Origin of the sequence: Candidatus Poriferisodalis sp. (assembly GCF_965208555.1) — a bacterium.
Lineage (GTDB): Bacteria > Actinomycetota > Acidimicrobiia > Acidimicrobiales > Poriferisodalaceae > Poriferisodalis.
In genome coordinates, this window is sequence record NZ_OZ242342.1 from 1721829 (window position 1) to 1735036 (window position 13208).

Consider the following 13208-nt stretch of genomic DNA (forward strand, 5'->3'; position numbering starts at 1 on the left):
ACTCACAGGAACACGTCCAGCGAGCGCGCCGACTTCGCGCAGCGGTCCAGCAGCAGTCCCGCATCGGCCCAGCGCGAGATCGAGCGATCGACGGCCACGACCGCATCGGCGTGGCGCCCCAGCGCGGCTTCGATGTCGGCGAGGCCCAGCGCGCGCTGCGTGTCGGTCAGCACGATCACGTCGTCCACCTCGGCCACGACCTGCCGTGCGCGGTGCAACGCCTGGTAGCAGCAGGTCATGGTGAGCAGGCGCCGGACCCGCTGGCCCGCCACCTGCTCGAGGGCTTCAGGGCCGCGCCCTGCGTCGACGATGTTGACCCGCGGCTTGCCGGCCAGCAGCGACCACAGCGTCCCGAGCCGGGCATGGTCGATGTCGCCGCTGCCACGCGGCAGCAGGCTGACGCCGGGCGCAACGTCCACGGCGAGCGCAGACGCCGCACCCAGCGACAGCTCCTCGGCCGCCGTCCACTCGGCGATTCCCGGCAGGTCGGGCGCGGTTCCCAGCACCACGCCGAAATCGCCGGTGAGATCGACGAGCACCACATCACGGCCGGCTCGCTTGGCACTGTTCGCGGCGAGCAGGGCGGTCACGGTGTTGCCGACGCCGCCCTTCGCGCCCACATACGCATAGATCATGGATGCTCCTGAATACATGACAACAAATGAAATTCATTGTGAGCTCTGAACATTGCCGATGTGATGGCACGCGATCAACTGATTTTCTGATGCTCCGCCTCGTGCCCGACCGCTGGCGCGCTGTGTTCCGCCGCTGGCGCGGACTGCGAGCGTGGGCAAAGATGGCGAGCGGAGGTGTCTGAGCGCCTGGTGGGCTCCCCCGCCTTCAAAGCGGGCGGGACGGGTGATCCCCGTCCGGCGGGTTCGATTCCCGTCCACCTCCGCCAATCACGTCGCGCCGATGACTTCGCGCCCACCAACCCGTGCGTCGGGTTCGACAGATGTGCCCCTAGCATTCGCTGTGCCGGTGACCCCGGTCATCCGCCCAGTTGTCTCGCACAGCCATCCCGCACAGAGGACGAAGCACCATGAAGAAGCTGTTGCTCGCCGTGATCGTCGGCGCTCTGATCGTGATCGTGGTTCGACGCCTGACCGACGCCTAGCCCCTAGACCGAGAGCAGGTCGCGGGCTCCGGTGTCAGTGCTGGGGTGGCGCAGCTTGGACATGGCCCGCGCCTCGATCTGACGGATGCGCTCACGGGTGAGCTGGAAATGCTCGCCCACCTCCTCGAGCGTGCGGGGCTCGCCGCGGTCGAGGCCGTAGCGGAGCTTGAGGATCTCGCGCTCACGCTCGTCCAGCGGTGACAGCAACCGGGTGATCTCGCTGGGCAGCAGCGTGGTGGCGGCCACCTCGAAGGGCGACTCGGCAGCGCGGTCCTCCACGACGTCGCCCAGCTCGGCGTCGCTGTCCTCGCGCAGCGGCTCGGACAACGACAGCGGCTCTGCAGCGAACCGCAGCGCCTCGGTGACCTTCTGCTCGGGCATGTCGACTTCGACCGCCAGCTCGCCCAGCGTGGCCGGGCGGCCGTACTTCAGCTCGAGCCGGGAGCGGGCCTTCTGCAGGCGCGCCAGCGTGTCGCCCGCATGCACAGGCAGCCGGATGGTGCGGCCCGTGTTGGCGATGCCGCGGGTGATGGCCTGGCGGATCCACCACGTCGCGTAGGTGGAGAACTTGAAGCCCTTGCGCCAGTCGAACTTCTCGACTGCGTGCATCAGGCCCAGGTTGCCCTCCTGGATGAGATCGAGCAGCGGCAGCCCCGAGGCCTGGTACTTCTTGGCGATCGACACCACGAGCCGCAGGTTCGACTGCACGAACGTGCGCTCGGCACGGGCACCTTCGCGCTGGGTGCGCATGAGGCGGCGGCGCTGCGCTCCCGACAGGTCCTTGGCGCGGTTGGACTCGAGCGATTCCTTGGCAGCAATGCCCTTCTCGATCTGCTGGGCGAGCCGGACCTCGTCGTCCTTGTTCAGCAGGGGGTACTGGCCGATGTCGGTCAGGTACAGGCGGACGAGATCTTCCTCGTCACGTTCGACCCTCTCTTTGGCCACCGCGCCACCTCGCTGGTCGTCCCCCGCTTGCCTGCCCACCGGTAGCCGCTGCTGCGTCCCCCGGTGAGGGGTGAGCGTACCTATCACTCGCCCCGTTACCTCCGCGCGCCGATGCTTGCGCCCGAGTGCTGGGTGTGAGGGGCGGGCGTAGGGTGAGCCGGTGGCAGTGCGTGTCGGACTGGCGCAGCTGAACCTTCGCCTCGGCGACCTCGACGGGAACGCCGACATGATCATGGCTGCCTACGACGAAGCCGTGGCACTCGGCGCCGACGTGGTGGTCTTCAGCGAACTGACCGTCACCGGCTACCCGCCGGAGGATTTGTTGCTGAAGCCGGCCTTCGTGGAGGGAGCCTCGCTGGCGCTGGAGCGGATCGCTCAGCACACGGGGTCAGTGCCTGCTGTCGTGGGCTTCCCGGAGGACACGGGGCGCACCGGGCCGGTCCGGCTGTGGAATTCCGCCGCGATGTGCTCCGACGGTGCGGTGCGCGGGGTCTTCCGCAAGCACCTGCTGCCGAACTACGCCGTATTCGACGAGCAGCGCTACTTCCTTCCCGGGACTGAGGCAGGGCCGTTGCTGCAGATCGGCGGCGTGCAGTTGGGCGTATCGGTGTGCGAAGACCTGTGGGGGCCGCCCCGCACTGCTGACGCGGCCGCTGACGACGGCGGTCTGCCGTCGGTCGTCGGCGGCGAGGCCGACACGAGTCCGGCGCTGGCACAGGTTGCGATGGGCGCGCAGCTGCTGGTGAACCTGAACGGATCGCCCTACCGGCGCGGCAAACAGGCCGACCGCGAAGCCGTCGCCCGCACCCGCGCATCGGCGCTCGGCGTCCCGGTCGTGTATGTCAACCAGGTGGGCGGGCAGGACGAGCTGGTCTTCGACGGCAGCTCGTTCGTCACCGACGCGGGCGGCAACGTGGTGTGCCGGCTGCCGGCATTCGTCGAGCAGGTTGCTGTCTGCGACGTCGCCGTGGCCCCCAGCGAGCATGCCGCGGCGGCAGGCTCCCGTGGCTCGACGCGTGCTGGCCCAGCGGGCGACGGCACCTCGCACAGCGTGCTGACGCCGATGCTCGAGCCGCTGGACGAGGTCTGGCAGGCGCTCGTGGTGGCCACCCGCGACTACGTGCGCAAGAACGGGTTCACCGACGTGGCAGTCGGCCTGTCGGGCGGCATCGACTCCAGCGCGGTGGCGGCCATCGCCGCCGACGCGCTCGGGCCGGCACACGTGCACGGCGTCTCGATGCCGTCTCGCTACTCCAGCGAGGGATCGCGCACCGACGCCGCCCAGCTCGCAGCGAACCTCGGCATCGGCTTCCGCACGGTCTCCATCGAGCCGGCTCATGCTGCGCTGGCCGGCATGCTGGACACCCACGCCGGCGGGACCGGCGCGGCCTCAGAGCCCGCAGACGATCCTGCCGATGCGGCGGCCGCAGATCTCACCGATCAGAACATCCAGAGCCGCATCCGGGGCGTGCTGCTGATGGCGCTGTCGAACCGGCACGGCTGGCTGGTGCTCACCACCGGCAACAAGACCGAGACCTCGGTGGGCTACACCACGCTGTACGGCGACACCGCCGGGGCCTACGCGGTCATCCGGGACGTGCCCAAGCTGCTCGTGTACGAGCTGTGCGAGTGGCGCAACCGCCAGGGCGACGGCGAGCGCATCCCGCAGGCCAGCCTGACCAAGCCCCCGTCAGCGGAACTGCGGCCCGACCAGCGCGACGACCAGAGCCTGCCGCCGTATGAACTGCTCGACCCGCTGGTGGAGGCCTACGTGGAAGGCGACCTCAGCGCCGCCGAGGTGGTGGAGGCGGCGGGCCGCCACGGCGCCGATGCCGACCTCGTGCACCGTGTGACACGCCTGGTCGACATCGCCGAGTACAAGCGGCGTCAGTCGCCGCCGGGCCCTCGCATCACAGCCAAGAGCTTCGGCAAGGATCGGCGCATGCCGATCACGAACTTCTTTCGCTGAAGCCCCGGCGGGCCCGAGCCAATCGGCTCAGGCCAGGGCTTCGCCGATGGTCTGGCTGAGCAGGGCGGTCACCACGTAGGGATCGGCGTTGGCGTTCGGCCGGCGATCCTCGATGTAGCCCTTGCCGTCCTGGTGGACCTGCCAGGGGATGCGCACCGAGGCGCCGCGGTCAGACACGCCGTAGCTGAACGTGTCGTAGCGCTCGGTCTCGTGCTCGCCCGTCAGGCGCAGCTCGATGCCGTGGCCGTAGCCGGCAATGTGCTGCTCGGGCTTGCCCGGCGCACCCAGCGACTGCGCGGCCTTCACGACGGCGTCGTAGTTCTCGCGCATCGCCTTGGTGGACACGTTGGTGTGCATGCCCGCACCGTTCCAATCGCCCTGCATGGGCTTGGCGGCCAGGCTCACCTCGATCTCGTGATCCTCGCCGGCGCGGTACAGCAGGTAGCGGGCCAGCCAGATCTCGTCGCCTACTGTGAGCGCGTCGACGGGGCCGATCTGGAACTCCCACTGGCCGGGCATGACCTCGGCGTTGGTGCCCGAGATGTTCAGACCCGCCTCGATGCACCAGGTGGTGTGCTGCTCGACGACGTCACGGCCGTGGATGCGCAGCGCGCCCACGCCGCAGTAGTACGGGCCCTGGGGGCCGGGGAAGCCGTTGGGCGGGAAGCCCGAGGGCCACTTGGTGACCGGGTCGAGCATGGTGTACTCCTGCTCGAGGCCGAACCAGAAGTCCTGATCGCCGTACTTGTCGAGAATGGCCCGGGTCTTGGCCCGCATGTTGGTGGGGTGGGGCTCCATCGTCTCGGGCAGGAACGTCTCGCACATCACCATGATGTCGTTGCCGCCGCGCAGCGGATCGGGGCAGGTGTAGACCGGCTGCAGCACGACGTCAGAGTCGCTGCCCTCGGCCTGGTTGGTGCTCGAACCGTCGAAGCCCCAGATGCCCGGCTCGTCGCCGTCGGCCAGGACTCTCGTCTTGGACCGCACTTCGGCCGTGGGCTCGGTGCCGTCCGTCCAGATGTACTCAGCCCGGTAGGTCACTGCATGCTCCTTCGCTGAATCAATCGCATGTGAGTCAACTATCCGTCCGCACGATACAAACCACCCAGGGTTTCCGGGCCGTTGCCCAATTGTGAACAGCGCGTGAAGCTCGCCCCCGCGTCTGGATCGGGCAGCGAAACACCCCCGACAATGGGGGCTCAGCCATCGGGGTGCGACGCGCCCCGCTGCGGGCTCAGCCAGCCCGCGGCCCGACCAGGAAGGGAAGGCCGCCGTGACGATGCCGGATGCGACGATCCCGAATCCAGCCAACCCAGCACGGGAACGACCCCAGGACTACGTGCTGCGCCGCGTCACCGAACGCGGCGTGCGGCTGATCCGCCTGTGGTTCACCGACGTGGCGGGGCAGCTCAAGTCGTTCGCCATCTCGCCTGCCGAGCTCGAGGCGGCCTTCACCCAGGGCATGGTGTTCGACGGGTCGTCCATCGAGGGCTTCAGCCGCATCGCCGAGGCCGACATGGTGGCCGTGCCCGACCCCGAGACGTTCGAGCTGATGCCGGCACGCAACGGCAACAGCAGCGACGAGATCTCCGCCCGCATGTTCTGCGACATCACCGGCGCCGACGGCACCCGTTTTGATGGCGACCCCAGGGGTGTGCTGCGCCGGGTCATGGACCGTGCGCACGAGGCCGGCTACACGTTCTACGTCGCGCCCGAGATGGAGTACTTCCTGTTCGAGCCCGATCGGGTCGACGGGCGGCCGGTGCCGCTCGACGCCGGCAGCTATTTCGACCTCACCACCGCCGACATCGCGTCCAACATCAGGCACCGCACGCTGAGCGCGCTGGAGGCGATGGGCATACCGGTCGAGTACTCGTTCCACGAGGACGCGCCGTCGCAGCACGAGATCGACCTGCGCTACGCCGACGCGCTCACCATGGCCGACAGCGTGATGACCTTCCGGCTGCTGGTGCGCGAGATCGCCTTCGAGCACGGCGTGCACGCCACCTTCATGCCCAAACCGCTCACCGGCGTGCAGGGCTCGGGGATGCACACCCACATGTCGCTGTTCGCAGACGGGCGCAACGCCTTCAGCGACCCGAACTCGGCCGACGGGCTGTCCGACGTGGCGCGGGGATTCGTAGCGGGGCTGCTCGCTCACGCCCGCGAGATCACCGCCGTGACCAACCAGCTCGTCAACAGCTACAAGCGGCTGATCGCCGGGTACGAGGCACCGGTGGCCATCTCGTGGGCCCGCAGCAACCGCGCAGCGCTCATCCGGGTGCCGCCGACCCGCAACGAGGGGGAGGAGGCGACACGCGTCGAATACCGGGCACCGGACCCCGCCGCCAACCCCTACCTGGCGTTCGCCGTCATATTGGCCGCCGGCCTGAAGGGCATTGAAGAGGGCTACGAGCTGCCGCCCGAGACTCCCCCGTCCATCACCGGCTACAGCGACCACGGCGGGCCGGCCTACGGGCACCATCTGCCGGCCTCGCTGGACGAGGCGCTCGACGAGATGGAAGGCAGCACGCTCGTGGCCGAAACGCTCGGACAGCACCTGTTCCGATGGTTCCTGCGCAACAAGCGGCGAGAATGGGCGGCATACCAGTCGCAAGTGACCCAATTCGAACTGGACAACTACTTCGCCGCCATCTGAAGCTGCCCTCATGTACGCCGTTCACCCCGCCGCTGCCAGTGCCGAGCTGGCGCAATTCCTGGATCTGGGCGGGTATGCCTGGAAACCGGTGTCCAGCGCGGCCGATGTGACCACCGGCGCGCCGCCCGAGGGCTGGGCCGGGGCCATCATCCGGCTCGACAGCGGCGAGGGCGAGGGAGGCACCGACACGGCTTGGGCGGTGGCGCGGGCGCTGCGCGAGCAGGCCGCAGCCACGCTGGGGGTGCTGGTGCTGGTGCGCGGCAACGCGCTCGACGAGCTGACCATGCGCGACGAGCTGTTCGACGACTTCTGCCTCGACCCGTTCCACCCGCGCGAGCTCGAAGCCCGGCTGGCGCACCTGGCAGCGGCATCCAACGGCGGATCGACCGAGATCATCGAATACGGGCCGCTGCGCATCAACCTCGACACCTACGAGGCCGTGGTGGACGAACGCCCGCTCGACCTCACCTACATGGAGTACGAGCTGCTGCGCTTCCTGGCATCGCAGCCCGGACGGGTGTTCACCCGCGAGGCGCTGCTGAACCAGGTGTGGGGCTACGAGTACTACGGGGGCGCGCGGACCGTGGACGTCCACGTCCGGCGGCTGCGGGCGAAGCTGGGCGAGGAGAACGCGGACCTGATCCAGACGGTTCGCTCCGTCGGCTACCGCCTGGGCACCTACCGCTGGCGCTGAACAGCTACACGTTGGTCTGGATGAGCGAGCTGCCCTCGTGGCGGTCTTCGGCGTCTTCGTGCAGGAGCTTGCCGAGCGCTGCCGCCACTGCTGCCAGGGAGATCGTGATGATGAACGGGCTCAGGAGGAGCACGACCACTATGACGATGGCGCCGAACATGGATGGCAGCGTACTTCGCTGCTATTCAGGGAGGAAGGCGATGGCTTCGATCTCCACCTCGGCGCCCAAGGGCAGGGCTGCCACGCCGATCGCGCTTCTGGCTGGGCGGTGCTCGCCGAACGCCTCTGCGTAGATCGAGTTGATCAGCGAGAAGTTGCCGATGTCGGTCATGAACACGAGGCACTTGACGACGTCGTCGAAGGTGCCGCCCGCCGCTGCCAGCGCTTCGGAGACATTGGCGAGCACTGCGCGGGCCTGCGCCTCGACGCCCTCGACGAGCGCGCCGCCGGCGAGGCCGATCTGGCCGGAGACGAACACGAAGTCACCGGCTCGGTACCACTTCGAATAGTGAGCGACGGGTGCGGCCATCGGGATCCTCCTGTTCTGCTCAGGAAATGGTGCCGGCGTTGGAAGTGATGTGATCGAGCGTCACGAAGATTGCCAGGCGGCGCTCCTTGGCCATCACCCGGTCGTAGGTGTCCCAGTCCTCGTGGGTGCCGCCGGCCGAGCGGAAGACCTCGCGCAGCAGCTCGGGGATGTCGGCATCGGCGACGCCGTCGGCCGGGTCGTCGAGACCGATGAGCTGGGCGCTGCCGTGGACGGCTACCCAGTCCCACCGGTGGCGGAATGCCACTGCTGCTCGCGGGTCGCTGCGCAGCAGGCGGGCCTTGCGGGCGTTGGCGCGCACTACGCAGGCGACACTGGTCTCGCCGGTCACGGGGTTGTCCATCACGCCGGCGTTGATGATGGATACGTGCGGGCTTCCGCTGCTGTCTAGGCAGACGAAGCTGCACAGGCCGTTTTCTGCGGCTACTAGGCGGCGGAGCTTGTCTTGTGCTGGTTCGGCCATTGCGGATCGACGCTAGCGCAGCGGTGCCCATCTCCCCCCGGGGTGAGCGGGGGCAGCGGTGCCCATCTCCCCCCGGGGTGAGCGGGGGCAGCAGCACCCATGCTCAGACAGGCGCAGCGCCGCCCGTTGCGAGGTGGATGGGCTGTGGCGCTGCGAACTGCGCGTGGGTACTGCTGCCCCCGCTCACCCCTTGTTTTGCTGTGCGCTCTACCTGCCGGTGGGGAGGTGGGCGGGCGCGCCGCGGCTGAGCCAGGTGGCTGCTGCTACTGCTGCGAATACTGCTTCGCCTGCGGGGACGGGCGACTGTCGCGGCGGTTGGATCGTGACTTCTATTTCTGGGGTGTCGGCTGAGCGGGCTATGCCGAAGCTGCGGATGGTGAGGTCGTGAACCTCGCCTTCGGCGTCGACGGTCAGCGCCTCCGATGTAACCCAGCTCCAGGCCATGTGGGTGGCGCCTATTACGTAGCTGCGCAGCGTCGTCGTATCGAGCGGTTCGCCGGCATCGACCTTCACCTCGATGCCGGCCTGGTTGATGGTGGCTCGTGCGGTGGCACCCGCAGGAGACGTCATTTCGACCGTGGAGGTGCCCGCGTCAAGCGATTCGCCGGATTGCAGCCGGTTCAGGGCCGAAGCCAGCATCTGTGCCTCGGCCCAGACCGCCGCGCGGAGGTCCATCGACGTCGGCGGTCCCGGCACGTCGACCTCGACGATCTCGGCGTCCGGCAGCGCGGAGCGCAGCGCCTCGGCCGCGCCAGCCGTACGCGCAATCCGAATGACACCGGAGCCGTCCGCTCGTAGCCCCGCCGCCAACGGCGGACGCTTCGGGCCACGCCTCACGACGTCTTCGCGTGACCACAGCACGCGGACCGGTTGTCCCAGTTCTGTGGCGAGCTGACGGGCTTCTTCACGGACGGGTGAGTTGGTCTTGCCGCCGAAGGCTCCGCCGTTTGCCAGCGGGTCGGAGGGGTTGGCGCCGGGTTCGCACCAGGCTGCGTCGGTCTCCAGATAGCCGGGTTCGGTCCAGCAGGTGGCGAGCTGAACGTCCCACTCGGTTCCTGGCGGGGGCTTGGGGATCGCTATGGGCGGTTTGGGCTCGAGGGTGGTGCGGCGGCCTTGGACCTTGCCGGCTTGACGGCGGGCTTGATCCAGGGTCTCGGCTGCGTGCCACTCACCGCTCGGCCCGGCGACGGCCGTGAGCGTGCCTGCGGGTGCGCCGTCGGCGCCGAAGCTGAACGCGCCCAGGACGCTGGCGGGCACTGACTGCTGGGGGCCGCCCGTCTCTAGGGCGGCGCGGCGGGCGGCGGCGTTCTGATCGCGCTCGGGCGCGGGGGTCGACCGCTCGGCTGGGGCGGCGGCGTGGGTGGCTGCTTCGCGGATGGTTTGCCAGCCGGTGCAGCGGCAGAGGTGGGCGGCGAGCGCCTTGTCGACCGTGGTGCGATCTGACAGATTGGCGCCGCGTCGCTCGTGGCCTACAAGACGGCACACGATGCCGGGTGTGCAGAAGCCGCACTGGGTTGCACCGCAGGACAGGAATGCTTCGGCCCAGCGTTGCTGCTCGCTGGCGCTCAGACCGGCGGCGGTGGTGACTTGGCGGCCGGCGACGCGGCGTGCCGGGGTGACGCAGGCCACGCGGGGCGCGTCGTCGACCAGCACCGTGCAGCAGCCGCACTGGCCCTGCGGGCTGCACCCGTCGAGCACTGATTCGATGCCGAGGCGGTCGCGCAGCACGCCGAGCAGCGTGTCGCCGTCGTCGGGAACTTCGACGGCATGGCCGTCGACGACGAACGTGATGGTGCTGCTGGTACCCGCCGGGGAGGGCCCGGCTTCGGGTTCAGTGCGGCTCAGCTGAATGAGTTGCCGCAGCCGCAGGTGCGCTGCGCGTTGGGATTGTCGATCGCGAAGCCTGATCCCATCAACCCATCGGTGAAGTCGAGCGTGGCGCCTTCGAGCAGCTGCGCGCTCATCGGGTCGGACACCACCTTGACGTCGCCGTATGCCTGCGACATGTCGTCGTTGGCCACTTCGGAATCGAAGAACATCTCGTAGCTGAAGCCCGAGCAGCCGCCCGGCCGCACAGCGACACGCAGCGCAAGCTCGGTCTCGCCTCCCGCCTCGGACTGCTCCTGGGCGATGAGTTCGTGCACCTTTTCTGCGGCGGTATCGGTCAGGGTGATCACAACAGCGACTCCCGAATCAGCCCCACACGGGCAAACGTTCTGCCACCGATGCTAGTGCCATCAGGCCCGAATGCACAGGTGAGCACACTGGGCTTGGCGGCTCAGCCTCGGGCCGCCATTACCCTGCGGAAGCGTGAGCACCGCCACCGATGCTCCTGCGAATGACGAGGCGATGATCGCCATCCTGCGCGGGGTCATGGACCCCGAGCTGGGCGACAACATCGTCGACTTGGGCATGGTGCGCAACGCCTACCGCGAGGGCACCACCGGTCACGTGACCGTGGCATTGACCACGGCCGGCTGCCCGCTGCGCGCCACCATCAAGCGGGACTGCGAGACGCGGGTCGCCGGGCTGGCCGGCATCGAGAACGTGCGACTGCACTGGGACGAGCTGAACGCTGCCGAGAAGGCCCGGGTGATGGAACGTGCCCGGCGTACTGCACGCGACAAGGCTGCGCCGACACAGGTACCGGCCAGCGCCCGGGTGCTGGCTGTGGCCTCGGGCAAAGGCGGCGTCGGCAAGTCGTCGGTCACGGTGAACCTGGCGGCAGCGCTCGCGGCCCGCGGGTTCGTGGTGGGCGTCATGGATGCCGACATCTGGGGCTTCAGCATCCCCCGCATGCTGGGCATGGAAGGCCGCTTGGAGGCTCGGCCCCCTGCCGAGGGCGAGGAGCGCGGCAAGATCGTGCCCGACGAACAGCCGCTGGGCGACGGGATGCTGAAGGTGGTCTCGACCGGGCTGCTGGTGGAGACCGAGGAAACCGCCCTGATGTGGCGGGGCCTCATGCTGGCCAAGGCCGTCGAGCAGTTCCTGCACGACGTGGACTGGGGCGAGCTGGACTACCTGCTCATCGACATGCCGCCCGGCACCGGCGACGTGCAGATGGCGCTCGCCCGCCTGCTGCCCCAGGCCGAGATGCTGGTGGTGACCACGCCCGCGCTGAGCGCGCAGAAGGTGGCGGTGCGCGTGGCCGACATGGCCCGTCGCAGCCACATGCCGATCGTGGGCGTGGTGGAGAACATGGGTGCGTTCACCGCACCCGACGGGCAGCAGTGGTCGTTCTTCGGCGAGGGGGGCGGGGAGCGCCTCGCCGCCGACCTGGGCGTCCCGCTGCTGGGCTCAGTGCCCCTGGAGCCTGCGGTGTCTGCCGGCGGCGATGCCGGCGAGCCGGTGACGGGCGACGGGTCTGGGGGCCCGGCGGCAGCGGTGTTCGAGCAGATCACCGAGCGGCTGGTTGCCGAGATCTGCCCGCCGGTTGACATGGGCACCTGCACCGCACGCATGGACGGGCCGATTCCCGTCACGCTCAGCGCTCGTCGCTGACTCGCCCGGAGGTGCACAGGGGGTGCCGGTAGGGTCCGGGCGATGAGGCCGCCGTCGGTGAACGACTTGGCGCTTTCCATCGCGGACGTCGGCCTGCCGCATCCTCTGCTGGTGATTGCCGCTCGTGCCGCCATTGCGGCGGGCGATCCCGACTCGGCGGCCGACGAGGCGCACCGGTTGCGGCGCAGCCTGTTGGGCCCCGCGATCAATGCCACTGGCGTGTTGCTGCACACGAATCTGGGCCGAGCGCCACTGGGACTGGAAGCTGGCCGCGGCGGGCCGGTGCGGTTCAGCAACTTGGAGTTCGACATCGAAACGGGCCGGCGCGGCTCGCGTGCCTCGCACGCCTCGCTGCTGCTGGCGACGCTGACCGGTGCCGAAGCGGCGCTCGTCGTCAACAACTGCGCCGCCGCGGTGACGCTGGTGCTGGCGGCGCTGGCGCGTGACCGGGGCGTGGCCGTGTCGCGGGGCGAGCTGGTGGAGATCGGCGGCGGCTTCCGGGTGCCCGAGGTGATGGAGCAGTCGGGGGCGCGGCTGGTGGAGGTGGGCACCACCAACCGCACCCGGGCGTCCGACTACCGGGCAGCCGCCGAGCGGGACGACGTTGCCTTGCTGCTGAAGGTGCACCCGTCCAACTACCGCATCACCGGCTTCACCGAAGAGGCCGACGTGGCGGACCTGGCGAAGATCGGACCGCCGGTGGTGTCCGACCTGGGCTCGGGCCTGCTGGATGAACGCTGCGGTTGGCTGGGGCAGCGCCCCGACTGGCTGGCCGGCGAGCCGGGCGCCCGACAGACGCTGGCGGCGGGCGCAGCGCTGGTGACGTTCTCGGGCGACAAGCTCATGGGCGGACCCCAAGCCGGGATCATCTGCGGGAAGGCTGACCTGGTGGCCGCCTGCGCAGCGCACCCGCTGATGCGAGCCTTCCGGCCCGGATCGCTGGTGCTCGACGCATTGCAGTCGGTGGCGATGGCCTACCTGCGCCGGGACGCCGACGCCATCCCGTTCTGGCGCATGGCCCGGGTGCCGGTCGACGACCTTGCCGAGCGTGCCGATGCCCTCGGCGTAGGCCGGCCGGCTCGCACCACGGCCATCGCCGGCGCCGGTTCCCTGCCCGGACAGGAGATTCCCTCGGCCGGCATCGAACTCGACGGCGACCACGCCGCATCGCTGCGGGCGCACGACCCGCCGGTGATCGCCCGCGTCAACGAGCAGACCACGGTGATCGACCTGCGCACCATCGATCCAGCCGATGACGCCATCGTGGCCGCCGCCGCCCGCCAGACGCTCGACCAGCAATCCTGAATAGCGGT

General features: G+C 69.4%; 13 protein-coding genes and 1 tRNA gene. 6 read left to right on the plus strand and 8 right to left on the minus strand.

Going from position 1 to position 13208, the window contains the following annotated elements:
- Positions 1-2: 2 nt before the first annotated feature.
- Complete coding sequence (locus ACOGXE_RS07835) at positions 3-653, minus strand: hypothetical protein (RefSeq protein ID WP_419933385.1); 651 nt, start codon at positions 651-653, stop codon at positions 3-5.
- 152 nt (positions 654-805) lie between these two features.
- Here ACOGXE_RS07835 and ACOGXE_RS07840 point away from each other — a divergent pair.
- A tRNA-Sec gene (locus ACOGXE_RS07840) sits at positions 806-901 on the plus strand.
- A 219-nt stretch (positions 902-1120) separates the two neighbouring features.
- Here ACOGXE_RS07840 and ACOGXE_RS07845 read toward each other — a convergent pair.
- Positions 1121-2062, minus strand: a complete 942-nt coding sequence (locus ACOGXE_RS07845) for a sigma-70 family RNA polymerase sigma factor (protein ID WP_419933386.1) — start codon at positions 2060-2062, stop codon at positions 1121-1123.
- A 160-nt stretch (positions 2063-2222) separates the two neighbouring features.
- Between ACOGXE_RS07845 and ACOGXE_RS07850 the strand changes: the two genes are divergently transcribed.
- Positions 2223-4031, plus strand: coding sequence for an NAD+ synthase (locus ACOGXE_RS07850; RefSeq protein WP_419933387.1), 1809 nt, complete (start codon positions 2223-2225; stop codon positions 4029-4031).
- A gap of 27 nt (positions 4032-4058) precedes the next feature.
- On the opposite strand, the gene glnII is transcribed toward ACOGXE_RS07850, so the two are convergent.
- Positions 4059-5072, minus strand: coding sequence for a glutamine synthetase GlnII (gene glnII, locus ACOGXE_RS07855; protein ID WP_419933388.1), 1014 nt, complete (start codon positions 5070-5072; stop codon positions 4059-4061).
- 238 nt (positions 5073-5310) lie between these two features.
- Between glnII and ACOGXE_RS07860 the strand changes: the two genes are divergently transcribed.
- Together ACOGXE_RS07860 and ACOGXE_RS07865 are read left to right on the plus strand one after the other, a co-directional pair.
- The gene (locus ACOGXE_RS07860) at positions 5311-6690 is read left to right on the plus strand and encodes a glutamine synthetase family protein (protein ID WP_419933492.1); all 1380 of its coding nucleotides are present in this window, start codon (positions 5311-5313) and stop codon (positions 6688-6690) included.
- A gap of 10 nt (positions 6691-6700) precedes the next feature.
- Positions 6701-7384 (plus strand): winged helix-turn-helix domain-containing protein, encoded by a 684-nt coding sequence (locus tag ACOGXE_RS07865; RefSeq protein WP_419933389.1) that lies wholly within the window; start codon positions 6701-6703, stop codon positions 7382-7384.
- Positions 7385-7388: 4 nt separating this feature from the next.
- On the opposite strand, the gene ACOGXE_RS07870 is transcribed toward ACOGXE_RS07865, so the two are convergent.
- From ACOGXE_RS07870 to erpA, 5 genes are all read right to left on the minus strand, one after another.
- Positions 7389-7544, minus strand: coding sequence for a hypothetical protein (locus tag ACOGXE_RS07870; protein ID WP_419933390.1), 156 nt, complete (start codon positions 7542-7544; stop codon positions 7389-7391).
- A 21-nt stretch (positions 7545-7565) separates the two neighbouring features.
- Positions 7566-7913: a RidA family protein gene (locus ACOGXE_RS07875; RefSeq protein WP_419933391.1), complete on the minus strand. Its 348-nt coding sequence runs from the start codon at positions 7911-7913 to the stop codon at positions 7566-7568.
- Positions 7914-7932: 19 nt separating this feature from the next.
- Positions 7933-8394 carry a pyridoxamine 5'-phosphate oxidase family protein gene (locus ACOGXE_RS07880; protein ID WP_419933392.1) on the minus strand — a complete coding sequence of 154 codons (462 nt, stop codon included), beginning with the start codon at positions 8392-8394 and terminating at the stop codon, positions 7933-7935.
- A gap of 207 nt (positions 8395-8601) precedes the next feature.
- Positions 8602-10122 carry a 2Fe-2S iron-sulfur cluster-binding protein gene (locus ACOGXE_RS07885; protein ID WP_419933393.1) on the minus strand — a complete coding sequence of 507 codons (1521 nt, stop codon included), beginning with the start codon at positions 10120-10122 and terminating at the stop codon, positions 8602-8604.
- Positions 10123-10235: 113 nt separating this feature from the next.
- Complete coding sequence (gene erpA, locus ACOGXE_RS07890) at positions 10236-10571, minus strand: iron-sulfur cluster insertion protein ErpA (RefSeq protein ID WP_419933394.1); 336 nt, start codon at positions 10569-10571, stop codon at positions 10236-10238.
- A gap of 133 nt (positions 10572-10704) precedes the next feature.
- On the opposite strand from erpA, the gene ACOGXE_RS07895 reads away from it, so the two are divergent.
- Complete coding sequence (locus tag ACOGXE_RS07895) at positions 10705-11895, plus strand: Mrp/NBP35 family ATP-binding protein (protein WP_419933395.1); 1191 nt, start codon at positions 10705-10707, stop codon at positions 11893-11895.
- A 42-nt stretch (positions 11896-11937) separates the two neighbouring features.
- A complete protein-coding gene (selA, locus tag ACOGXE_RS07900; protein WP_419933396.1) occupies positions 11938-13200 on the plus strand; it encodes an L-seryl-tRNA(Sec) selenium transferase in 1263 nt (420 codons plus the stop codon).
- Positions 13201-13208 lie beyond the last annotated feature (8 nt).